Source organism: Advenella mimigardefordensis DPN7 (genome assembly GCF_000521505.1).
In the GTDB taxonomy this organism is placed as follows: Bacteria; Pseudomonadota; Gammaproteobacteria; order Burkholderiales; family Burkholderiaceae_B; genus Advenella; species Advenella mimigardefordensis.
On record NZ_CP003915.1, the window covers coordinates 745675 to 767002 of the forward strand.

Sequence of the window (21328 nt, forward strand, 5' to 3'; positions counted from 1 at the left end):
AAATCAAAGAATTTCGGAGCATTTTTCATGCGTACCTGCTATACCGGTCAAGTCAGCCTTGATCAGCTGGATCAAACTGTTACCCTTTTCGGCTGGGTGCACCGCCGCCGCGATCATGGGGGCGTGATTTTTATTGATCTGCGTGACCGTGAAGGCATTGCACAGATCGTTTTTGATCCTGACAATGCGCAGGCGTTTGCCATAGCGGAAGAAATCCGTAACGAATACTGCATCCGCATCACCGGTCTGGTGCGCCGTCGTCCTGAAGGCACGTCCAACAAGGAACTGGTCTCCGGTGAAGTCGAAGTGCTGTGCCGCGAGGTCGAAGTCCTTAACGCATCGGTCACACCACCGTTCCAGCTTGACGACGAAAATCTGTCGGAAACCACCCGCCTGACGCATCGCGTTCTGGACCTGCGCCGCCCGCAAATGCAGCGCAATCTGATGCTGCGCTACCGGGTTTCCATCGAAGTGCGCAAATTTCTGGACGGGCTTGGTTTTATCGATATTGAAACCCCCATGCTAACCAAAAGCACACCCGAAGGGGCCCGCGATTATCTGGTGCCTTCGCGGGTGCATGACGGGCAGTTCTTTGCCCTGCCGCAATCACCCCAGCTGTTCAAGCAGATGCTGATGGTGGCTGGTTTTGACCGTTACTATCAAATCGTCAAATGCTTCCGCGACGAAGACCTGCGTGCCGACCGCCAGCCTGAGTTTACACAAATCGACTGCGAAACCTCATTTCTGAACGAAGAAGAAATTCGCGAGATTTTTGAAGGCATGGTGCGCCATGTATTCAAGCAGGTACAGAATGTTGACCTGGATGCGCGCTTCCCGATCATGAGCTGGGACGAAGCCATGCGCCGTTTCGGTTCCGACAAGCCGGACATGCGCGTTAAGCTGGAATTCACTGAACTGACCGACGTGATGAAAGACGTGGAGTTCAAGGTGTTTTCCGCCCCGGCAACTCAGCCAGGCGGACGCGTGGTCGCGCTGCGTGTTCCCGGCGGTGCCGAATTGTCGCGCAAGGAAATTGACGACTACACCCAGTTTGTCAGCATTTACGGTGCCAAAGGTCTGGCATGGATCAAGGTCAATGATCCGGCCAAAGGCCGTGAAGGCTTGCAGTCGCCGGTTGTGAAAAACCTGCATGATGCTGCGATCAGCGAGATTCTGCAACGCACGGGCGCGGCTGCCGGCGACATTATTTTCTTCGGTGCCGACAAGGCAAAAGTGGTTAACGACGCCATGGGTGCCTTGCGCGTCAAACTGGGTCACAGCGACTTTGCCAGGGCTAACGGTTTGTTTGAAGACAGCTGGAAGCCTTTGTGGGTGATTGACTTCCCCATGTTCGAGTATGACGATCAGGAAGGCCGTTATTTCGCTGCGCATCACCCCTTCACCAGTCCGAAAGACGGGCACGAAGATTTCCTTACGACAGACCCATCCAAGGCGTATGCCAAGGCATATGACCTGGTGCTTAACGGCTGGGAAATCGGCGGCGGTTCCGTTCGTATCCATCGTGAAGAAGTGCAAAGCAAGGTATTCCGCGCCCTTAACATCAGTGACGAAGAAGCGCGTGCCAAGTTTGGATTCCTGCTGGATGCCCTGCAGTACGGTGCGCCACCGCACGGTGGCTTGGCCCTGGGGCTGGATCGTCTGGTTACCATGATGGCGGGTGCCGAGTCCATTCGTGACGTGATTGCTTTCCCCAAAACACAACGGGCACAGTGTCTGCTTACCCAGGCGCCATCTCCTGTTGATGAAAAACAATTGCGTGAATTGCATATTCGTCTGCGTAATAAAACGGTCGTCGAATAAGCTAGAAAAAAAGCCAGAATCTGATTCTGGCTTTTTTTCGGTCATACCAGTTCATTTACGGCGCGTAATGGTTGCGTGCTGACTCAAACGGATTGGCAGGCCTATAATTTTGTTATTCTGCTGTTCAGTTCCTATTTGTTTGCACGTCAATGGCCAGGCATGGCCTGGGGCGACCGCCCGCCATCCGGTTATTGATATTTCAGGAGAGATGTAATGACAACCGAAGTACAAACCTCACTCGCTGGCAAAGTGGCATTGGTGACCGGTGCCGCCAGCGGCCTGGGTAAGGAAATCGCTGAAACCTATGCCAAGGCCGGCGCCGCTGTGGGTATTGCTGACCTGAATCTGGAGGGTGCCAATGCGGTGGCGGAGCAAATCAATGCTGCGGGTGGCAAGGCCTTTGGTATTGCCATGGACGTGACCGACGAAGCGCAGGTTAACAAAGGTGTGGATGATCTTGTCGCGCACTTTGGTTCTCTGGATATCCTGGTGTCAAATGCAGGCATCCAGACCATCGAGTCTATCGACAAGTTTGAATTTGCGAAGTGGAAAAAAATGCTGGCAATCCATCTGGACGGCGCGTTTCTGACCACCAAGGCAGCCCTGCAGCATATGTACAAGGCCAAAAAAGGCGTGGTTATTTATATGGGATCGGTGCATTCTCATGAGGCATCAAAACTGAAAGCGCCGTATGTGACTGCAAAACACGGCTTGCTGGGACTGGCCCGGGTCTTGGCTAAAGAGGGTGCCTCTCACAATGTGCGTTCGCACGTGATTTGTCCTGGTTTTGTTCGTACCCCGATCGTGGAAAAACAGATTCCGGAACAAGCCAAAGAGTTGGGTATTACCGAAGAAGAAGTGGTCAAGAACGTGATGCTGGCAGGTACAGTGGACGGCGAATTTACGACACCGCAGGATATCGCTCAAACGGCGCTGTTCCTGGCGGCGTTCCCCAATAACGCGCTTACCGGTCAATCGGTCGTGGTCAGTCACGGCTGGTTCATGCAATAGAGGATGGTCATGGTTCAGTTGCCCGAGTATGAGCGCATCGCGCTGGTTTTGCAGGGAGGCGGTGCGCTGGGGGCCTATCAGGCTGGCGTATTCGAAGGTCTGGAGCAGGCCGGCGTTGCGCCCAACTGGATATCGGGCATTTCCATTGGTGCGCTCAATACTGCGATCATCGCGGGCAACCCGCCGGGTCAGCGCGCGCAGCGCCTGCACGAATTCTGGGACACCATTTGCCAGCCCAATAATGGGTTCGGCCTGTTGCCCTGGGTGGAGCAAAGCCTGTTTCGGCTGAACGACCTGGCCCGTAGCGGCCTGTCCGCCATGTATGGCATGTCGGCCATGATGGACGGACAAAAGGGTTTTTTCACGCCCCGATTTCCGCCCCCGCCGGTTTACACCCCGGGTAGTGTGGATCAGACCAGCTTCTATGATATGTCGCCGTTGCGCGATACGCTGCTGCGGCTATGTGATTTCGATCTCATCAACAGTGGTCATCTGAATGTTTCCGTGGGCGCAGTGAATGTGCGCACGGGCAACTTCACCTATTTCTGCAATGACAGACATCACCTCACACCAGAGCATTTCATGGCATCGGGCGCCTTGCCGCCTGCGTTCGCGCCGGTGCAGATTGATGGCGAATACTACTGGGATGGCGGCATTATGTCCAATACACCGCTGGGCTATGTGCTGGACGCCGAGGTGAATGCGGATACGCTGGTTTTTCAGGTGGATTTATGGAGTGCTCGCGGACATTTGCCCGACAACATGATGCAGGTGTATGACCGGGTAAAGGAAATTCAGTATTCCAGTCGAACCCGGCTCGTGACCAATCAGTGGGCACGGATGCAGCGCATGCGCGCGGTCATGGCCAACGTGCTGAAGGAGTTACCGGATCAGCACGCGCTGGACGCCGAAACCCTGGAGACAGCCCGGGCCATTGCCGACAGCAAGCACTGCAATGTGATTCAGCTTATTTACCGTGATCGCGAGTATGAGTCGTATAACAAGGATTATCAATTCGGCGTGAGTGCCATGCGCGACCACTGGAAATCCGGGCTTAAGGATATTCGCAATACACTGGCGCAGCCCGACTATCTTGCCATGCCCGATAATGATATTTCATTTGTGACCCACGATATTCATCGCATTCAAAGCGAAAAGGCGCGCAAGAGGAAATTCTGAGTGGTTAATGCCCGGACACAGATAGGCGCGTTACGTTGGGTTGACGAACTGGGGCGATCAAATCACTAACCCAAAGTAAATGATACGTAAGGTGAGGCTCGGGGGCGAAGTCTCTGACATATGCCGGGCGGCTCACCGGTCGTATTTGTTGGGTGTTCAGTTAAGTGAGCGCAAGCTTAGCCCTTAAGCGGGCGATCTTTGGCTGCTTGTGCTGCCTGGCTTTTTCAAGATCGTATTCAGCCTGCAAATTGATCCAGAACCGGGCCGAACTGATACCGGCCGTTTCCAGCCTGATTGCCAAATCGGGGCTAATACCTGCCTTGCCATTGATTACTCGTGAAAATGCGGTGCGGGACATACCTAGTTTTTCGGCGGCATCGCTCACTGTCAGTCCCAGTGGGACTATCACGTCCTCACGCAAAATTAGGCCGGGATGAGGGTGATTAAGTGCATCCATGTGTTGCTCCTTAGTGATAGTCCAGATAATCAACAAGCTCGACATCTGTCCCCACAAAAATAAAAATCACACGCCAATTTCCATTGACGCTAACTGACCAAAAGTCCTTGAGATCTCCTATCAATGGGTGCAGATCATATCCTGGTAAGTCCATATCGGAAGGCATTTCGGCAGCGTTTAACGAGCGTAATATTCGCCCGAGTTTAGAGGCATGGGCTGCCCGAATACCGCGTGTTGAGGCGGTACGGAAAAAGATTTCAAGCCCTTTATGGCGAAAACTTTTTATCACTTCCCTGTTGTCCTTAGGTCTATCTACTTACAATTTTATTGTACTGCGTGCCGTTACGAGGTGCAACTGGTGCGCAGCTTGATGAGGGTGCTACTGCGTCAACTACTCATTCGTGAATTAACGCCGAATCAATGCACAACTCAGGTCATTTTTTTAAAAAATAATACTTTAGCCTGATTTGTACATCATTCGGCGCGGGATGGATAGCGCCTGTTCTTACTGCTGCGCAAAGGTATTACACTGCTTCATATCGCCTGCGGAGAGGCCGCGCTTGAACCAGCTCATACGCTGCTGGGAAGAGCCGTGCGTAAAGGAGTCGGGCACGACATAACCCTGAGCCTGTTTCTGAATATGGTCATCGCCTACCGCTGCGGCGGCGTTCATGGCTTCCTCTATGTCGCCGTCTTCAATAATCGTGCCTTCTTTCTGCAGTTCGTGTGCCCAGATACCGGCAAAGCAGTCGGCCTGCAGTTCCACACGCACAGACAGGTCGTTGGCCTGGCGCTCGTTCATGGAGCTGCGCGCCTGCGCCACTTTGTCCATGACGCCCAGCAGGTTCTGTACATGGTGGCCCACCTCATGGGCAAGCACATAGCCCTGGGCAAAATCGCCCTTCACGCCCATTTGCGCGCCCATCTGGTGAAAAAAGCTCATGTCCAGATAGACTTTGTGGTCTCCCGGGCAATAAAACGGCCCCATCGCTGCCTGGCCTACGCCACAAGCGGAACGAGTGGCGCCAGAGTAAAGTACTAATGAAGGGTTCTGGTAGGTGCCGCCATTCTGTTTGAAAATGTTGGACCAGACGTTTTCGGTGGTTTTGAGCACCTTGGAAATAAATACCTTATCCTGATCATTGGCGCCCGACGAGCCTGTCTGCTGTGACTGGTTTGCAGGCTCCTGCTGCATAATGTCGCCGCCGCCCAGAATGGCCATCGGATTGATACCCAGAAAATACCAGGCGGCCAGCGCCACGACGATTGTGCCGATGCCGATTTTGCCGCCACCCAGCCGTACTCCACCACCGCCCCGGCTAAAACCGCCGGATCCGCGGCGATCTTCCACATTGCTGCTTTGTTCCTGATCGTCTAGACGCATTTTGATCCCTCTTATTGCAAGCCCACCGCAATTGAAACAGGCGGGATAATTTTTTATTTGAAATTGTATGACTGCGCCCCGATTTTATACGGGATCGCCGGGCAAATTGCGGCAAATCACGTAACCGAATGCAAGATCTACCGGGTAGCTGAAATCACATGGGGTCGCTGCTTGTCATTCTTTTGTGGGTTTTCACGATTAAAATAGAATCATGAAAAATATGTTGAAATATGTTGTTATCAGCGCACCGGGTACGCCGGATGAGCGTGATGTGAATTGTGGACGCGGGCAGGCCTGGCAACAGGCCTTCTTTGCTGGGCTGACCGATTGCGGCCGAACGGGGTGTGATTATCATGGATGAAATTATCCGTGCCATCACCATTTACGCCATTCCGCTGGTTCTTGCCATTACGCTGTCAGAAGCGGCACGAGGTTATGTCGCCCATCGGCTGGGGGATCGTACCGCGCTGATGCTGGGTCGCCTCACGCTTAATCCGGCCAGGCATATCGATCCCATCGGTACGATTCTGGTGCCGTTGCTGCTGATCGCCGCCAACCCGGGTTTTGTGGTGGGCTGGCCCAAGCCGATCCCGGTTAATGAGTCGCAGTTTGCCAATCCGAAGCGGGACAGTATCCTGCTGGCGCTGGCCAGGCCCGTGGCCAATTTGCTGATGGGCGTGCTGTGGGTGATTACGGCGCGTCTGTTGCTGGGTTTTGGGTTGCTGGACACCTACTGGTGGAAAGTGGCTATTGCCGGCTTTACGCTCAATATCTTCCTGATGGTCTTTAATCTGCTGCCCATTCCGCCCATGGACGGCAGCCGTATCATCGCGGGTTTTCTGCCTGCAAGGTGGGCCATTCCCTATCAGCGGCTGGAGCCCTACGGGTTTTTCATCGTACTTGGCCTGATCGCCTTTGGTCTGTTGCAGGTTGTGCTGCTGCCGGTTGTGAGTATGGTGATTAATCTGCTTGGCAGTCTGTTTCTGTTTGGATAAAAATAAATCATGACTACGCTCAAAGTTGTCAGCTATAACATTCACAAAGGTAAGTCAGCATTTGGCAAGCGGATATCGCTGTCCGATCTGCAGTCCGGGTTGACACAGCTGGGCGCAGACCTGGTGTTTCTGCAGGAAGTACAGGGCCGCAATAGCCGCTTTGAGTCGTTGCACGCCCAGCAGGATATGCTGGCCAATCATTTGTCCATGGACGTTTGTTACGGCTGTAATGCCGTTCGTACCGACACCGATCACGGCAACGCACTGTTGTCCCGGTTTCGTATCGTAGAGCATGAGAACGAAGATATTTCCGATCACCGGCTGGAGCAGCGCGGTGTATTGCATGCGCGGGTACAAATCGACGGAACCACTGTCCATTGTTTTGTTGCGCATCTGGGTCTGTTTGCTGCCAGTCGCGGCCGGCAGGTCACAGCGATTATCGAACGCATCAGGCGCCTGGTGCCGGATAATGAGCCACTTATTCTGGCTGGTGATTTCAATGACTGGAACGAAAAGCTGGCGCCTTATTTTGACCATGAACTGGGTCTGCACGAGGTGTTTGCCAACAGTCCGCTGCGGATTGATAACGAGTTGCCGCGCCTGAAACCGTCACTGCGCAGTATGATGGAAGGCCGCAGTCTGATAGCAGTAGATCAGCTGGCCCCCCCGCGTACCTTTCCGGCCGTGTTCCCCTGGCTGAGGCTGGATCGTATGTATCAACGCGGCTTTAATATTCTGTCGGCGCAGGTGCTTAAGGGGCGGCCCTGGGCGCGTATTTCCGATCATGCGCCGATCCTGGCCGAACTGGAACTGGCCTGAATGTCTGTCGCTCACATCGAAGGCCCCAGACGGGCAGGGCTTGCTCCCGGGCCCAGCCTGTTTTGTGCAAGCGCAATGCAGCAGGGCCACATTCTTCGCTACAATAGCGACCAGGACTCCGGGTGTACCAAGCGCGGGCAACGGCAGCGAGTCGCCGCAACGCGCCCCCGGAGTGTGCACTCGGCTACCTCGCGGCAGACCTTCGGGCATGCCATAGTACGAAAATCACCAAGATGACAAAAAAAATCCTGATTGTTCGCTCGTCTTCCCTGGGAGATCTGGTGCATATGCTACCGGCCATCTCCGATATTCATCGGCATGTGCCCGGTGCGCAAATCGACTGGGTTGTGGAAGAAGGCTTTGCCGAGATTCCTCGCTGGCATCCTGCCGTACACGAGGTCATTGTTATTTCTCACCGCCGCTGGCGCAAGCGATGGTTCGCGCCCGAAGCCCGCAGAGAACGACGGGCCTTCGCCCAGAACCTGCGCAAGCGCGATTACGATATCGTACTGGACATGCAGGGGCTGATGAAATCGGTCTGGGTCGTGCGCCAGACCAACGGCCGGCGCCATGGTCTGGACTGGCGTTCCGCCCGCGAGTCGCTGGCTTCGCTTTTTTATCATGAGCGTCATAAAGTTGAATTCTGGCAGCCCGCGGTGCGGCGTCAGCGCCGGCTGGCATCTGCGGCGCTGGGCTATACCTTCTCCGGAGATCCCGATTTCGGCCTGCAGGCTTTTACCGACAATACGCCAATTCAGGATTATGCGGTCATCATGCCGTCGGCCAGCCGCGAAGATAAATTGTGGCCCGAGCAGGACTGGCAGGTGGTATTTGGCCTGTTGAAAGAGGCCGGGCTGGGGCTCAAGCTGCTTGCCGGGAACGAAAAGGAAGCGGCAAGGGCGCAAGACCTTATACGGGATTTCGATAATGCCGAAGTTTTACCCCGGATGAGCCTGACCGATGTTGCTAAACTGTTGGCAGCCTGCAAAATGATGGTCGGCCTTGACAGTGGTCTGACGCATCTGGCAGCGGCGCTGGGCCGACCTACTATTGGTATTTACAGCGCCTCAACGCCGGTGCGCACGCCCTTGGAGGGCGCTGGCTTTACTGCCAGTCTGGGTGACCGGGGTCTGCCGCCAACCCGAGAAATGGTGGTGTCAAAACTCAAACAGGCGTTGCAGGCCTGACAGTGATCTCCCTGGTGGGCGTTCCGGTACCTAGAATCAAAACATGAATCGCTATTTTTATACTGCAATCCTGAGAATGGCCTCACCTGTGCTGCTGTGGTGGCTGCAACGGCGTGCGCGCAAGGCCGGTGGCGTCTGGGATATCCGTGGTCCGGAACGGTATGGTCGCTATACCGAAAGACCGCAGGCCAGCCCGCAGGACGAAGATGATGGTTATGCGGAATCGGTCTTTGACTTTGCGCGGCCTGTATGGGTACATGCCGTCAGTCTGGGTGAGACCCGGGCGGCCCAGCCTCTGGTGCAGGCACTGCTGGACCAGGGTTTGCCTGTCCTGCTGACTCATTTTACGGAAACCGGCAGATCCATCGGCGGCAAGCTGTTCGCGCCCGCCATCAATACCGGCAGATTGTGCCAGGCGTGGATGCCTTACGATTTCCCCGAAGCCGTGCAGGGATTTCTCGATTATTGGAAGCCTCGCTGCTGTATTCTGATCGAGCGGGAAATCTGGCCCAATATGGTGGCACAGGCCAAGAAGCAGAATATTCCCGTTATTGTTGCCAGTGCCCGCTTTTCGCCGGCGTCGCTGCGCCGCGGCCAACTGCTGGGCAGCGTGCTGCGCAAGGCGCTCACCAGTATCGATCTGATTTTGACGCAAACGCACATTGACGCAGCGCGTCTTGCGGAAATCGGCGTCAAGCGTACCCGGGTGGTGGGTAATCTGAAATTTGACCTGCGCATCTCGCCCGAACAGTCGCATATGGGACAGGTGGCGCGGCGTCATATCGGGCGACCGGTCATTGTGATCGCCAGCACCCGGGAAGGTGAAGATGAGCTATTTACGCGTGCTATCGCCCAGATAAAAAAGACCTATCAGTCAGAGCAGGCACCGCGAAATGACGCGCAGCGGCAGGACCCATCGGAGGCTGGACAAAACCCGATGCCGCTGTTTGTCCTGGTGCCCCGGCACCCGCAACGTTTTGACCAGGTTGCCGGCTATCTGGCCGATGACGGCCTGAGTGTCTGTCGGCGCAGCGCTTATCCCACCGATAAGCAATTGCGCACCACGGATGTCTTGCTGGGCGATTCGGTAGGTGAAATGTTTTTCTTTTATGGCCTGGCTGATGTGGCGATCGTGGCCGGCAGTTTTGCTGAACTGGGTGGTCAGAACCATATCGAAGCCAGTGCGCTGGGCCTGCCGGTCATCGTTGGCCCGCATACCCGCAATTTCCAGCAATCGGTGGAAGATGCGCTGGCCGAGGGCGCAGCCCGCCGCGCGCATACGCCATCCGAAGCCGTTGACCTGGCCCTGCGGATTCTGGAGAATCCGGAATTGCGCCTGGGCATGAGCCGTGCCGCCAAAGAATGGCTGTCCCTGCACGAAGGCGCGACCGATAGAATCATGACTGCGCTGCAGCCTTATTTGAAGTAAACCATGTCCCTCTTACCTAGTGCATCCGTCCTGCAAAAGACCCTTTATTCGGCGTTGCCAGACTTCGCCAGTATTGCATGGGTTGAACAGGTTGGTTCAACCAACGTCAATCTGATGCAGGACGTCAGAAGCACGCAGTCTGTCATGGGCCGACCAGCATTGCTGGGTGCACATACCCAGACCAGCGGACGCGGCAGGGCGGGTCGGCGCTGGCAGAATCCGCCCGGCTCCACATTGATGTTTTCCTGCGCCTATGATGTTTTTGTGCCACCCGCACGTCTGCCTATGCTGGCGCCGGTGGTGGGTATTGTCGCTTGCGAGCAGTTGCGCAAAATCGCCGGGCCGGCGGTACAGGATCGCCTGCTCATGAAATGGCCCAATGATATTTTGTACGATCAGGCCAAGCTGTCCGGTTTACTGGTCGAATCGGCCCGGCCGGTGCAGCGCGAATCGCAGCACCATCATGTGGTTATTGTCGGCATGGGTATGAATCTATCCAGCGCGGTGGAGCTGACCCAGCATCTGGGGCGCAAGGTTGCCGACTGGACGTCGGTGCTGAGCGATTTGAACGATGACTCCGGCAATTCGGAAGATATTGCCTTGCTGGTTGCACGCATTGCCCGGGCGTGGCGCGACGCCTTTGCGCAGTACGAGCAGCAGGGCTTTGCCGCGTTCATGGAGCGTCATGCGCAGGTGGATGCGCTGCGCGAGCAACAGGTGAATGTCATACAGGATGAACGGATCGTTCTGTCCGGCGCGGCCCGTGGCGTGAATCAGGATGGTTGCCTGCTGGTGGAGAGTGCGGGGCGCCAGCATCCCATTACGATTGGTGATATTTCCATCCGGCCGGAAGGTCAGGGCTGATCCTATGCTGACCGTTCTGATTGACGCGGGTAATTCGCGTATCAAAGTTTCTTTTTTTGATGCAGCCGACCCGTCTGCCGACACCAGCGTGCATGCCTTTGCGCCGGCTGACCTGAATGCGCTGGCCGACCTGATCCGGCAGTTGCCACAGCGGCCAGCCCGGGCACTGGGTGTCAGTGTCACCACCGAGGCGATCCGCCAGGAGCTGGACGCGATTCTTGCGCCGTGCCCGATCCAGTGGCAGACGCCCACAACGCGCCTGCTGCGGCTGAAAAACCGCTATCACAATCCGGCTGAGCTGGGGCCGGATCGCTGGCTGGGTATGCTGGGCGTACTCACTGCGCGTCCCGTCGACGGCCCGTTGATGCTGGTCAGCTTCGGCACAGCAACCACGGTAGATACGATAGACGACCATGAGGCGTTTCTGGGCGGGGTGATTTTTCCCGGTGTCAGCATGATGCAGTCATCACTGGGCGCAGGGACGGCGCGTCTGCCGATTGCGCCGATGCCCGCGCAGGTATGGCCCGCGTTTCCGCAAAGTACCCAGGCCGCTATTGCGGCGGGCATCGTGGCTGCACAAACCGGCGGTGTTATTCGACAGTGGCAGCAGGTGGCAGAACATCTGGGCCGCGCGCCGCTGGTGTTTGTGACCGGGGGCGCAAGGGCGGCGATCATGCCGGAACTGCAGGCGCGAATCGATTCTCTCGGCGTTGATATGGGATTTGGTACAATACCGCTCATCGAGAGCGAGTCGCCGGTCCTTGACGGCCTGCGCGCGCTTGCACAGCATTCAACGGACGCCTGATATGCGCACGCTTTTCTTTATTATCGTCCTGGCCAATGTCCTTACCTATGGGGTGGGCGCGGGCTGGTTTGGCCTCAGGCCGGGCGAATCGCGCCTGGGTGCTGCTGTCAAAACCCCCACTGAATTTCGGCCGGGCGCCATCGAAGTAGGACCGATACGCTAATGGCTATCCAGACTGAACCCTTTGAAACCGTCGGCCCGGCAGGGCGCATCGACTGTCTTGTCGACTGGCCCGATCCGGCGCAGCCGTTGCTGGGCTGGGCGCTGGTGCTGCATCCGCATCCGCTGCACGGTGGCACGCGCAACAATAAAGTGGTCACCACCTTGTCGCGAGCCTATGCGCAGGCCGGTTACGCCGTATTGCGCCCGGATTTTCGCGGCGTGGGCAAATCCGAAGGCAGCTTTGACCAGGCGCATGGCGAAACGGCCGACATGCAACAGCTGGTGCAGGCGTTTCTGGCTGCGCATCCGCAACTGGACGGCAAACCGTGGCTGTTGGCCGGGTTTTCTTTCGGTACGGCAGTGGCGGCGCAATTGTATTCGGTGCTGAGCGACGAGAAAACTCAGCCTTTGCCGCAGTTGCTGACCCTGGTGGGTACGGCAGTCAAACGATTCACCTGGCGCGAAGTGGTGCTGCCGGCAAATGCAGTGGTGATTCACGGAGAGCGCGACGAAGTGGTACCGCTGCAGGAAGTCTTTGACTGGATCACTCCCTATCGCAATGCTGTTACCGTCATTCCCGGCGCCACCCATTTTTTCCATGGCTATCTGATTGAACTGAAAAAACGGGCGCTCGACGGCTTGCTGCAGATGTCGGCCGAAGTCTCCGCGTAACGCATTTTGTCCTGCAAGCGCTTATAATTCCTAACTGGCAGGCTCATCACTCCCCAATCCTTTCTTCTATCCGGATCCCTTTCCATGTTTTTACGTCGTCTTGTTCTTATCCTGATCATCGTCCTGGTCGCAGGCGGTGCATTTGTCTTCTTCAATAAAACCAACAATAGCGCGTCCTCGGGCGGCACGCAGATAAGCACAGGTTCAAGCACGACGCAAACCAATTCTTCTACGCAGGCAGCCCCCACGACACCTGCCAGGGCTGATTCACGCTCCAGTGTGCCCGTCACCAACGCGAGTACGCCGGTGCTCACAGAAGTAGCCGGCATGACGCCCCCGCAGACCAATGTCAAAGCATGGTTTCTGATTGATGCGACGTCCGGTCAGATTATCGGCAACCAGGAACCGGATCTGAAAGTGTCGCCTGCGTCGCTGACGAAATTGATGACGGCCAGCCTGGTGTTCTCTGCACTGGACGAAAACCGTATCCGCCCGGAACAGGAAGTGACCGTTTCGGAAAAAGCCTGGCGCACCGGTGGTTCGCGCATGTTTATCCAGGTCAATACGCAAGTGACGATAGATGATCTGATCAAGGGCATGATCGTGCAGTCTGGTAATGACGCCACCATCCAGCTGGCCGAAACCGTAGCCGGCAGCGAAGACGTCTTTGTGAACCAGATGAACAAGGAAGCGGCGCAGTTCGGGATGAGCAACACTCACTTTACCGATCCGACCGGCCTGCCGGCGCCGGAGCACTACACCACGGTACGCGACCTGTCGGTATTGGCGCAACACGTGATCAAGGATCATCCCAAGTACTACCATTATTTCAGCCAGCCTGAATTTACCTACAACAAGATTCGCCAGCAAAACCGCAATGGCCTGCTGTCTCGTAATATTGGCGTTGATGGCCTTAAAACCGGCCATACCGAAGACGCCGGTTATTGTCTGATTGCTGCCGCCAAACGCGATGACCGTCGCCTTATTTCCGTTGTTGTTGGTGCGGCCACCGTACGCGAACGCGAACAGGTCAGTCAGAACCTGCTGGATTGGGGCTACCAGAACTTTACCGCCAGGCAGGTTGCTGCGGCGGGTGCACCGCTGATCAGCCCGCGCGTATGGGAAGGCACGATCAAGGAAGCCAAACTGGGTGCTGCCGATGGTGTCAGCGTGACCGTCCCGCGCGGCATGGAGGACAAGGTTCAGACCATTACGCAAATCAACGGTAAACTGGTTGCGCCACTGGCCAAAGGCCAGACGGTGGGTAGTGTGCAGTTCGTGCTCAATGGCAAAGTACTCAAGCAGGAGTCACTCAACGTGCTTGAAGATGTACCGCAAGCCGGCTTCTTCGGACGCATGTGGGACAAGGTCCTGAGCAGTTTCAACAGTTAATCTTTCAGGCAGAATGTGGTGATACAGGGTATAGACAGCGACAGCATCGTTTATCTTAACGGTGAGTATGTACGGGCCGACGAGGCAAAAATTTCAGTATTTGATCGCGGATTCATTTTTGGGGATGGCGTTTATGAAGTGGTGCCGGCGTACAACCGCAAGCCATTTCGCCTGACCGAGCACTTGCAGCGTCTGGAACGCAGCCTCCAGTCCATCAAACTGGCAACGGGCAAAACGACGCAGTTCTGGGCCGACCTGATGCAGGAAATGATTAATCGCGCCAAAACCGACGATTCCTTTATTTATCTGCAGATTACGCGCGGCGTAGCCAAGCGCGAGCATATTTTTCCCGTGCCGCCGGTGGCGCCCACTATTTTCTGCAGCAGTGGTCCGTTTATCCGGCCAACTGCCGAACAGCGCGAGCGCGGGATTCGGGTGATATCGGGCCCGGACGAGCGCTGGCTGCACTGCGATATTAAATCGGTCTCCCTGCTGGGCAATGTGCTGGCACGCCAGGTTGCAGCCGAGCGTGGCGTAGATGAGGTCATCCAGTTCCGCAATGATTTCCTGACGGAAGGCTCCCTGAGCAATATGTGGGTGGTGAAAGACGGAACCCTGCTGGCACCCATCAAAAACCATCTCATTCTCGAAGGTATCCGCTATGGCCTGCTGGCCACGCTGGCCGAGCGGGCCGGGGTGCCGTTTGAAGCCCGCAACATTACCCGGGCAGAAGTTTTCGCGGCTGATGAGATTCTTGTGACATCGGCCACCAAAGAGGTGTTGCCGGTTCTGGAGCTGGACGGCGCGCCGGTTGGAAATGGCCAGCCCGGCCCCATATACAGAAAGATAAGGGCCGAATACGACAAGGAAATTTCCCGATTATGATGAAAGACATCCCACCAGAACAGTCGCTGATTGAATACCCCAGTGATTTTCCGATCAAGGTGATGGGCGTTCAGCATCCCGAACTGGCGCAGTTGCTTACCGAGCTGGTGTTGCAGTTTGACCCGCAATTTGATCCGGCAACGGTGGAAATGCGCGCCAGCAGCAAGGGCAATTACATCGGCCTGACGTTCACGGTGCGCGCCACCTCCCGGGAGCAGCTCGATAATTTGTATCGTGCGCTGCATGGACACGAACTGGTCAAAGTCGTACTGTAATGCAGGTACAGGTACGTCATCTGGACGGGCCTGCGCCCTATGAACCGGTATGGCAGGCCATGAAGTCGTTTACCGAAGCCCGCCACAAAGACACGCCAGACGAGATCTGGGTGGTCGAGCATGCGCCGGTCTATACGCTGGGGCAGGCGGGCAAGCCGGAACATTTGCTCAATACCGGTGGGATTGAAGTGGTTCACAGCAATCGTGGCGGTCAGGTCACTTACCATGGCCCCGGCCAACTGGTGGTGTATCCGCTGGTCGATTTGCGCCGCAAGGGCATTTACGTAAAGGAATACGTGACGCTGATCGAAGATGTCGTGCTCGATACGCTGGCCAGTTTCGGCCTGCAACAGGCCTGTCGCAAGGCCGGCGCTCCCGGCGTCTATGTGCCGCTGCCGGACGGCAGCCTGGCCAAAATCGCCGCCCTGGGGGTGAAAATCAGCCAGGGCTGTGCCTACCATGGTCTGGCCCTGAACGTAGACATGGATCTGCGTCCCTTTGCCGGCATCAATCCCTGTGGCTATGCCGGTTTACAAACGGTAGACCTGAAAACCATGGGCGTGGCTACCACAGTGCAGGAAGCGGGCCAGCGAGTGCTTGAACGGCTGGTACCCCGGTTTTCGACAAGCACAGATACCCCCTAAACTTATGGCGCTCCTAGGGTTTTTGCTGATAAGCCTCTATTAAGCGTTAAAATGAGCAGAAATTGCACGCGGTTTTGATGAATCGCGACCAGGCACACAACCTGCCTTATTGCCGTAACGTCCATTCCCATAAGGGCCGTGACATCACTATGACTACAAACACAGCAGTAACGCCGACTGTCAAAGACGAACAGTACGACGCCACCAAGAAACAGAAATCCTTCGATAAAACGTCGCGGATTCCCATCAAGATCATTCCGGTTGAACGCCTGAAAAAGCCCGAATGGATTCGCGTTAAAGCAGCCGCGCCCAACTCACGCTTTAACGACATCAAGAAAATCCTGCGTGAAAACAATCTGTTCACGGTCTGTGAAGAAGCCTCCTGCCCCAATATCGGCGAGTGCTTCGGTAAGGGTACGGCAACCTTCATGATCATGGGCGACAAGTGTACGCGTCGCTGCCCGTTCTGTGATGTGGGTCATGGCCGGCCCGATCCGCTGGATGTGAACGAACCCTCCAATCTGGCCAAATCCATTGCAGCGATGCGCCTGAACTACGTGGTGATCACCTCTGTGGATCGTGACGACTTGCGCGATGGCGGTGCGGCGCACTTTGTGGAATGCATCAACGAGACGCGCAGCCGTTCGCCCAAAACCCAGATTGAGGTACTGGTGCCCGATTTCCGGGGGCGCCTGGACAAGGCGCTGGACATTTTCGGCAACGGCCTGCCCGATGTCATGAACCATAATCTGGAAACTGTTCCCCGCCTGTATAAACAGTCCCGTCCCGGCGCTGATTATATGCACTCGCTCAAGCTGCTGCGCGACTGTAAGCAGCGCTATCCGGACGTACCCACCAAATCCGGCCTGATGGTGGGACTGGGCGAAACCGATGAAGAAATCCTGCAGGTCATGCGCGATATGCGCGACCATGATATTGATATGCTGACCATCGGTCAGTATCTGCAGCCCTCGGAGCATCACCTGCCGGTCATGCGCTATGTGCACCCGGACACCTTCAAGATGTTCGAGGAAGAAGCATACAAAATGGGCTTTACGCACGCTGCCGTTGGCGCCATGGTGCGGTCGTCCTACCATGCGGATGAGCAGGCTCACGCGGCCGGATTCTGAAGTGTAGTTGCAACGCTTACGCGGCAATTGAACAAAGCGCAGCACCTTGTTTGGGGCTGCGTTTTTTTGAGTTATCGGCAAGCAGGGGGGCATGATTGTGCCAGATCAATATGACAATTGGCTTGCGTTGTCGTTTTCCTGCCAATCGTTCGCTCCCCCTGTTTTCGGTCAGTTGCCCGGCTGATTTTTCGCCGGCCATTGCACTATAATCCGCTCAGCATCACTCTGATCTGAATCTGCATAGTGGGAAGCATGGCATGAAACTTCTGATTACCGGCGGAGCCGGTTTTATTGGCTCACACACCGTCGTTGAATTACAGAACGCAGGACACGAGATTGTTGTGCTGGACAATCTGTCCAACAGTTCTGTGGCCTCGTTGCGCCGGGTAGAGAAGATCACTGGCAAACCCGTGGCCTTTATCGAAGGTGATATACGCGACCGGGCGGGGCTGGATGCACTGTTCAGCGCACACCCCATTGATGCGGTCGTGCATTTTGCCGGTCTGAAGGCGGTGGGTGAAAGTGTCCTGCAGCCCTTGCGCTATTACGATAATAATGTGAGCGGTACCGTCACCCTGACCGAGGCCATGGCCGCTGCGGGTGTCCATCGTATCGTGTTCAGTTCCTCAGCCACTGTTTATGGTGAGCCCGAGAGCATGCCGATTGCCGAAACCTGTCCGGTGGGCAATCCCACCAATCCCTATGGCCGTTCCAAGCTCATGGTAGAGCGCATCCTGCAGGATCTGGCCAGCTCCGATCCGCAGTGGTCTGTGGCCATTCTGCGCTACTTCAATCCTGCCGGCGCACATGAGTCCGGATTGATCGGCGAAGATCCCAACGGCATTCCCAATAACCTGTTGCCATACATCACGCAGGTCGCTGTCGGGAAACTGGAAAAACTGTCGATATTCGGCAGTGACTATTCCACTCATGACGGCACCGGAGTGCGTGACTATATTCATGTCGTGGACCTGGCTCAGGGCCATCTGGCTGCGCTGAATTTTATTCAGGACAAAACCGGCGCGCATATCTGGAACCTGGGTACAGGCAAAGGTTATTCGGTGCTGGATATCGTTAAGGCGTTTGAAGAGGCGACCGCAGTGTCTATTCCGTACGCCTTATCGCCCCGCCGTGCCGGCGATATTGCTGAGTGCTGGTCCGATCCCGGCAAGGCCGGTCGTGAGCTGGGCTGGACTGCCAGAAGGGGGATGTCGCAAATGATGTCCGATAGCTGGCGCTGGCAGAAAAACAACCCGCAGGGCTATCGGAGCGACGGCGGCGAGCAGGTTTAACGCAAATGCGTTGTGTGGCCCTGGTCGTTATACCCCGGGCCGCTACCATCCTGCACCGTTACACCCCGCGCTCTGTGCGGGGACAACCCTGGCGCACGTCTTTATAAACGTTCATGGTGCTGTGGGCGAACACCGACAGATTGAACAAGGCTTCAGCCCGCTGTCGGGTATGCTGCGCCACGGTTGCCAGGGTGGCCTCGTCAGGCAAAATCTGCGCCAGCAGGGTGCGCAATGCGGTGACGTCCTGCACTGGGGTGATCCAGCCGGAAACGCCATGCTCCAGGTTCTCTGGCAGGCCACCGGCGTCGCTCACGATGGTGGGTAGGCCGCAAGCCATGCTTTCACGAGCGGCATAAGACAAGGCTTCCCGATGCGACAGCACAAAACCCAGATCACTGGCCGCCAGCACAGGGCGGGTGTCGTCCAGCAAACCCGGAAAAATGACCTGATCCTGCATTTGCAATCCCAGGATGGTCTGGATGATGTCGTCCTGGGGCGGGTCGCCTGCCATGATGATGCGGCAACGCCTGCGTAAGGCATCGGGCAGGCCCGCAATCGCATAGACCAGCTCCAGCCAGCCCTTTTCAAAGTCAGTACCGCCGGTGCTGCCAAAAACAATTTGCTTGGGATCGTCAACACCCAGCAGGGCTTGCCGCGCCGCACGCCGTTCTGCTCGGGTAGGCGGGGCAAAATACTGTACGTCAATGCCGTGATGAATCACATGGATTGGAAAGCGGACGTAGGCGCTGTCGGTGAATAAGCCTGCGACATAATGACTGACTGCAATGACGGCATCGGTGCCCAGCCAGGCGCGCAACCGGTGTCCTATGGTGTGTACCGAATGATCGTTGTGCTTGGTAAAGATAATGCGGGGGCGCTGCTGCCGCGGCAGTCCCAGACAGGCCAGCATCACGTGGCGATGATCCGCAGAGGCATTGACGTGGATAATGTCAAATTGCTCCTGGCGGATCAGTTGTCGCAACTGGCGGACTTCCGGAATCAGCTTACCGATACGGGATGTGAAGGTCTGATCTCTGACGGTCACGCCGTCCAGTGCGCTGGCATAGCGGAATAATCGGCTGCTGCCCGGTGTGGCCAGCCAGCAGTCGTGGTCGGCAAACTGCCGCAGCAGGTTCAGAATGTAGGTTACGTGCCCGCCGCCGTTGCGTTTATGGAAGTTGGTAAAGAGAATTTTCATTCCATTTGTGAGCGAATGCGTTCAATCCAGTAACGGGTAGAGGCGTCGTGCGTCGCCTGCGGTGCTGCGCCTTTCAACTCCGCAGTAATATCGGTTGCGAGAACCTTGCCGTATTCTACACCCCATTGGTCAAAGGGGTTCAGGCCCCATACCAGACCCTGCACGAAGACCTTGTGTTCATACAGGGCCAGCAGGGCCCCCAGCGAAAACGGTGTCAGTCTGGGCATCATAATCAGATTGGAAGGACGACCGCCGGGGTGAACCTTGTGTTTCGCCAGTTCGCGGGCGGCTGCTTCCGACATGCCAGTCGCCAGGCTTTCCTGCAACGCCTGTTCATAGCTCTTACCGTTCATCAGTGCCTCGCGCTGGGCCAGACAGTGCGCCAGTAACTGAATATGATGTTCTTTCCAGGCATGATCCTCATGCTGGCAGGCAATGAAATCGACCGGCGCACCGTCACTGCCCTGATGCAGCCACTGGAAAAACGTATGCTGGGCATCGGTCCCTGGCATCCCCCACACCGCCGGTCCGGTGGGCACGGTAATCGGCTGCCCGTCACGATCAACCGATTTGCCCAGCGACTCCATTTCCAGTTGCTGAATATAGGGAATGAGGTTGGCCAGCCGGGAATCATAAGCCGATATATTGAGCGAGCCGTAATCCAGGATACTGCGATTGGCGATGCCGGCCATGGCCAGTTGCACCGGTGCATTCTGTTCGATGGGGGCAGTCAGGAAGTGGTCGTCCATGGTCTTGGCGCCACTTTGCAGGCCGGCAACCACATCGGGACCCACTGCCAGGCCGGCAGCCACACCCACGGCCGACCAGATGGAGAAACGCCCGCCCACCCAATCCCAGAAGCGGAAGATCTGGCTTTGCTGCAAACCCCAGGCCTGCGCTTCCTGCGGGTTGGCCGTGACGGCGATCACCTGATTCAGAGGCTTGGCAATCCCTGCCGCCTTCATCCATTCGATCGCCCGCTTGGCATTTTCCAGGGTTTCGGCCGTTTTGAACGATTTGGTGGCCACGACAATCAGTGTTTCGCGCGGATCCAGGCCGGCAAGGCCTCCTTCGACCGCATGACCATCGATATTGGCCACAAAACGGATATTGCGCCACATACCGGCATACCCGAAGGCGCCGACCACCAGTCGCACACCCCAATCGCTGCCGCCAATCCCGATATGGACAATATTACGCCAGCGTCGCTCGCTGTCGCTGCGCCGAACAAACTCCAGCGCGCGCTTGCGTTCTTCAGCAACCTCTTCAATCGGACGAGGAGCGCGCAGCTGGGTGTGCCAGGCCGCCCGGTTCTCCGTGGTATTGACCGGTGCGCCGTCAAACAGCGCCTGCCGGGCACTGACAAAATCACGTGCCTCAAGCAGAGCACTGGCGGTGGCGAGTACGTCTGCGCTATAGGTTTGGGCCGTCAGGTCGATCTGCATGCCCCCGGCCTCGATAATCCGCGGGGCAGGGGCGACGCGGGGCGCCGCGTTGATTGCCTGGACGTATGCGTGCCACTGCGGCATTTGTGTCAGTGGCTTGTGAGAATCCGGTTGAGTATTCAAGTGGTTCCTGTCAAAAACAGTTCGGGGTGAATGCCAGTGGTGCGATAGCGCCAAGTATACCGTAAGGCACAAATAAGAATGATTCTTCTTCCATGGCGAAACGCCCTGAAATAAGCTGTTGTCTGCAATACACGCTGCCTTTTCAATCCTTTAATGGCA

At 56.4% G+C, this 21328-nt stretch carries 22 protein-coding genes; 17 read left to right on the forward strand and 5 right to left on the reverse strand.

Annotation, left to right across the window (positions count from 1 at the left end):
• Positions 1 to 27: 27 nt before the first annotated feature.
• The 3 genes from aspS (at position 28) to MIM_RS03450 (ending at position 4011) form a co-directional block, all read left to right on the forward strand.
• Entirely contained in the window at positions 28 to 1821 is a 1794-nt protein-coding gene (aspS, locus tag MIM_RS03440) for an aspartate--tRNA ligase (RefSeq protein ID WP_025371368.1), read from the forward strand.
• 213 nt (positions 1822 to 2034) lie between these two features.
• Complete coding sequence (locus MIM_RS03445) at positions 2035 to 2832, forward strand: 3-hydroxybutyrate dehydrogenase (protein WP_025371369.1); 798 nt, start codon at positions 2035 to 2037, stop codon at positions 2830 to 2832.
• A gap of 9 nt (positions 2833 to 2841) precedes the next feature.
• Positions 2842 to 4011: a DUF3734 domain-containing protein gene (locus MIM_RS03450; protein ID WP_042070909.1), complete on the forward strand. Its 1170-nt coding sequence runs from the start codon at positions 2842 to 2844 to the stop codon at positions 4009 to 4011.
• Between the two features lie 160 nt (positions 4012 to 4171).
• Here the strand turns inward: MIM_RS03450 and MIM_RS03455 are convergent, their stop codons facing one another.
• The 3 genes from MIM_RS03455 to ypfJ form a co-directional block, all read right to left on the reverse strand.
• Positions 4172 to 4468, reverse strand: coding sequence for a HigA family addiction module antitoxin (locus MIM_RS03455; RefSeq protein ID WP_025371371.1), 297 nt, complete (start codon positions 4466 to 4468; stop codon positions 4172 to 4174).
• A 10-nt stretch (positions 4469 to 4478) separates the two neighbouring features.
• Entirely contained in the window at positions 4479 to 4757 is a 279-nt protein-coding gene (locus MIM_RS22370) for a type II toxin-antitoxin system RelE/ParE family toxin (RefSeq protein WP_084458903.1), read from the reverse strand.
• A 216-nt stretch (positions 4758 to 4973) separates the two neighbouring features.
• Positions 4974 to 5852 (reverse strand): KPN_02809 family neutral zinc metallopeptidase, encoded by an 879-nt coding sequence (gene ypfJ / locus MIM_RS03460; protein ID WP_025371372.1) that lies wholly within the window; start codon positions 5850 to 5852, stop codon positions 4974 to 4976.
• A gap of 353 nt (positions 5853 to 6205) precedes the next feature.
• Between ypfJ and MIM_RS03470 the strand changes: the two genes are divergently transcribed.
• From MIM_RS03470 to galE, 14 genes are all read left to right on the forward strand, one after another.
• Positions 6206 to 6847, forward strand: a complete 642-nt coding sequence (locus MIM_RS03470; protein ID WP_025371374.1) for a site-2 protease family protein — start codon at positions 6206 to 6208, stop codon at positions 6845 to 6847.
• Between the two features lie 9 nt (positions 6848 to 6856).
• The gene (locus MIM_RS03475) at positions 6857 to 7666 is read left to right on the forward strand and encodes an endonuclease/exonuclease/phosphatase family protein (protein ID WP_025371375.1); all 810 of its coding nucleotides are present in this window, start codon (positions 6857 to 6859) and stop codon (positions 7664 to 7666) included.
• A gap of 233 nt (positions 7667 to 7899) precedes the next feature.
• A complete protein-coding gene (gene waaC / locus MIM_RS03480; protein ID WP_025371376.1) occupies positions 7900 to 8853 on the forward strand; it encodes a lipopolysaccharide heptosyltransferase I in 954 nt (317 codons plus the stop codon).
• A 43-nt stretch (positions 8854 to 8896) separates the two neighbouring features.
• Positions 8897 to 10282: a 3-deoxy-D-manno-octulosonic acid transferase gene (locus MIM_RS03485; protein ID WP_025371377.1), complete on the forward strand. Its 1386-nt coding sequence runs from the start codon at positions 8897 to 8899 to the stop codon at positions 10280 to 10282.
• Positions 10283 to 10285: 3 nt separating this feature from the next.
• Complete coding sequence (locus tag MIM_RS03490; protein ID WP_025371378.1) at positions 10286 to 11146, forward strand: biotin--[acetyl-CoA-carboxylase] ligase; 861 nt, start codon at positions 10286 to 10288, stop codon at positions 11144 to 11146.
• A 4-nt stretch (positions 11147 to 11150) separates the two neighbouring features.
• Positions 11151 to 11951: a type III pantothenate kinase gene (locus MIM_RS03495; protein WP_158318688.1), complete on the forward strand. Its 801-nt coding sequence runs from the start codon at positions 11151 to 11153 to the stop codon at positions 11949 to 11951.
• 1 nt (position 11952) lies between these two features.
• Entirely contained in the window at positions 11953 to 12114 is a 162-nt protein-coding gene (locus MIM_RS23300; protein WP_169733355.1) for a hypothetical protein, read from the forward strand.
• Complete coding sequence (locus tag MIM_RS03500; protein WP_025371380.1) at positions 12114 to 12785, forward strand: alpha/beta hydrolase; 672 nt, start codon at positions 12114 to 12116, stop codon at positions 12783 to 12785. The genes MIM_RS23300 and MIM_RS03500 overlap by 1 nt, the downstream gene beginning before the upstream one ends.
• A gap of 84 nt (positions 12786 to 12869) precedes the next feature.
• The gene (locus tag MIM_RS03505) at positions 12870 to 14177 is read left to right on the forward strand and encodes a D-alanyl-D-alanine carboxypeptidase family protein (RefSeq protein WP_025371381.1); all 1308 of its coding nucleotides are present in this window, start codon (positions 12870 to 12872) and stop codon (positions 14175 to 14177) included.
• An 18-nt stretch (positions 14178 to 14195) separates the two neighbouring features.
• The gene (locus MIM_RS03510) at positions 14196 to 15062 is read left to right on the forward strand and encodes a D-amino acid aminotransferase (RefSeq protein ID WP_025371382.1); all 867 of its coding nucleotides are present in this window, start codon (positions 14196 to 14198) and stop codon (positions 15060 to 15062) included.
• Positions 15062 to 15337 carry a DUF493 family protein gene (locus MIM_RS03515; RefSeq protein WP_025371383.1) on the forward strand — a complete coding sequence of 92 codons (276 nt, stop codon included), beginning with the start codon at positions 15062 to 15064 and terminating at the stop codon, positions 15335 to 15337. The genes MIM_RS03510 and MIM_RS03515 overlap by 1 nt, the downstream gene beginning before the upstream one ends.
• On the forward strand, positions 15337 to 15981 hold the full coding sequence (lipB, locus tag MIM_RS03520) for a lipoyl(octanoyl) transferase LipB (protein ID WP_025371384.1): 645 nt from the start codon (positions 15337 to 15339) through the stop codon (positions 15979 to 15981). The genes MIM_RS03515 and lipB overlap by 1 nt, the downstream gene beginning before the upstream one ends.
• Before the next feature lie 149 nt (positions 15982 to 16130).
• Complete coding sequence (gene lipA, locus MIM_RS03525) at positions 16131 to 17111, forward strand: lipoyl synthase (RefSeq protein WP_025371385.1); 981 nt, start codon at positions 16131 to 16133, stop codon at positions 17109 to 17111.
• Positions 17112 to 17368: 257 nt separating this feature from the next.
• Positions 17369 to 18403 (forward strand): UDP-glucose 4-epimerase GalE, encoded by a 1035-nt coding sequence (gene galE, locus MIM_RS03535; RefSeq protein WP_025371387.1) that lies wholly within the window; start codon positions 17369 to 17371, stop codon positions 18401 to 18403.
• 58 nt (positions 18404 to 18461) lie between these two features.
• Here galE and MIM_RS03540 read toward each other — a convergent pair whose 3' ends face one another.
• Positions 18462 to 19601 carry a glycosyltransferase gene (locus MIM_RS03540; RefSeq protein ID WP_025371388.1) on the reverse strand — a complete coding sequence of 380 codons (1140 nt, stop codon included), beginning with the start codon at positions 19599 to 19601 and terminating at the stop codon, positions 18462 to 18464.
• Positions 19598 to 21130, reverse strand: coding sequence for a glucose-6-phosphate isomerase (pgi, locus tag MIM_RS03545; protein ID WP_025371389.1), 1533 nt, complete (start codon positions 21128 to 21130; stop codon positions 19598 to 19600). The genes MIM_RS03540 and pgi overlap by 4 nt, the downstream gene beginning before the upstream one ends.
• Between the last annotated feature and the right edge of the window lie 198 nt (positions 21131 to 21328).

Excerpts from the sequence above, each read along its gene's own strand:
- aspS (WP_025371368.1), top strand. The coding sequence starts at position 28 with ATGCGTACCTGCTATACCGGTCAAGTCAGCCTTGATCAGCTGGATCAA.
- MIM_RS03445 (WP_025371369.1), top strand. The coding sequence starts at position 2,035 with ATGACAACCGAAGTACAAACCTCACTCGCTGGCAAAGTGGCATTGGTG.
- MIM_RS03450 (WP_042070909.1), top strand. The coding sequence starts at position 2,842 with ATGGTTCAGTTGCCCGAGTATGAGCGCATCGCGCTGGTTTTGCAGGGA.
- MIM_RS03455 (WP_025371371.1), bottom strand. The coding sequence starts at position 4,468 with ATGGATGCACTTAATCACCCTCATCCCGGCCTAATTTTGCGTGAGGAC.
- ypfJ (WP_025371372.1), bottom strand. The coding sequence starts at position 5,852 with ATGCGTCTAGACGATCAGGAACAAAGCAGCAATGTGGAAGATCGCCGC.
- MIM_RS03470 (WP_025371374.1), top strand. The coding sequence starts at position 6,206 with ATGGATGAAATTATCCGTGCCATCACCATTTACGCCATTCCGCTGGTT.
- MIM_RS03475 (WP_025371375.1), top strand. The coding sequence starts at position 6,857 with ATGACTACGCTCAAAGTTGTCAGCTATAACATTCACAAAGGTAAGTCA.
- waaC (WP_025371376.1), top strand. The coding sequence starts at position 7,900 with ATGACAAAAAAAATCCTGATTGTTCGCTCGTCTTCCCTGGGAGATCTG.
- MIM_RS03485 (WP_025371377.1), top strand. The coding sequence starts at position 8,897 with ATGAATCGCTATTTTTATACTGCAATCCTGAGAATGGCCTCACCTGTG.
- MIM_RS03490 (WP_025371378.1), top strand. The coding sequence starts at position 10,286 with ATGTCCCTCTTACCTAGTGCATCCGTCCTGCAAAAGACCCTTTATTCG.
- MIM_RS03495 (WP_158318688.1), top strand. The coding sequence starts at position 11,151 with ATGCTGACCGTTCTGATTGACGCGGGTAATTCGCGTATCAAAGTTTCT.
- MIM_RS23300 (WP_169733355.1), top strand. The coding sequence starts at position 11,953 with ATGCGCACGCTTTTCTTTATTATCGTCCTGGCCAATGTCCTTACCTAT.
- MIM_RS03500 (WP_025371380.1), top strand. The coding sequence starts at position 12,114 with ATGGCTATCCAGACTGAACCCTTTGAAACCGTCGGCCCGGCAGGGCGC.
- MIM_RS03505 (WP_025371381.1), top strand. The coding sequence starts at position 12,870 with ATGTTTTTACGTCGTCTTGTTCTTATCCTGATCATCGTCCTGGTCGCA.
- MIM_RS03515 (WP_025371383.1), top strand. The coding sequence starts at position 15,062 with ATGAAAGACATCCCACCAGAACAGTCGCTGATTGAATACCCCAGTGAT.
- lipB (WP_025371384.1), top strand. The coding sequence starts at position 15,337 with ATGCAGGTACAGGTACGTCATCTGGACGGGCCTGCGCCCTATGAACCG.
- lipA (WP_025371385.1), top strand. The coding sequence starts at position 16,131 with ATGACTACAAACACAGCAGTAACGCCGACTGTCAAAGACGAACAGTAC.
- galE (WP_025371387.1), top strand. The coding sequence starts at position 17,369 with ATGAAACTTCTGATTACCGGCGGAGCCGGTTTTATTGGCTCACACACC.
- MIM_RS03540 (WP_025371388.1), bottom strand. The coding sequence starts at position 19,601 with ATGAAAATTCTCTTTACCAACTTCCATAAACGCAACGGCGGCGGGCAC.
- pgi (WP_025371389.1), bottom strand. The coding sequence starts at position 21,130 with ATGCCGCAGTGGCACGCATACGTCCAGGCAATCAACGCGGCGCCCCGC.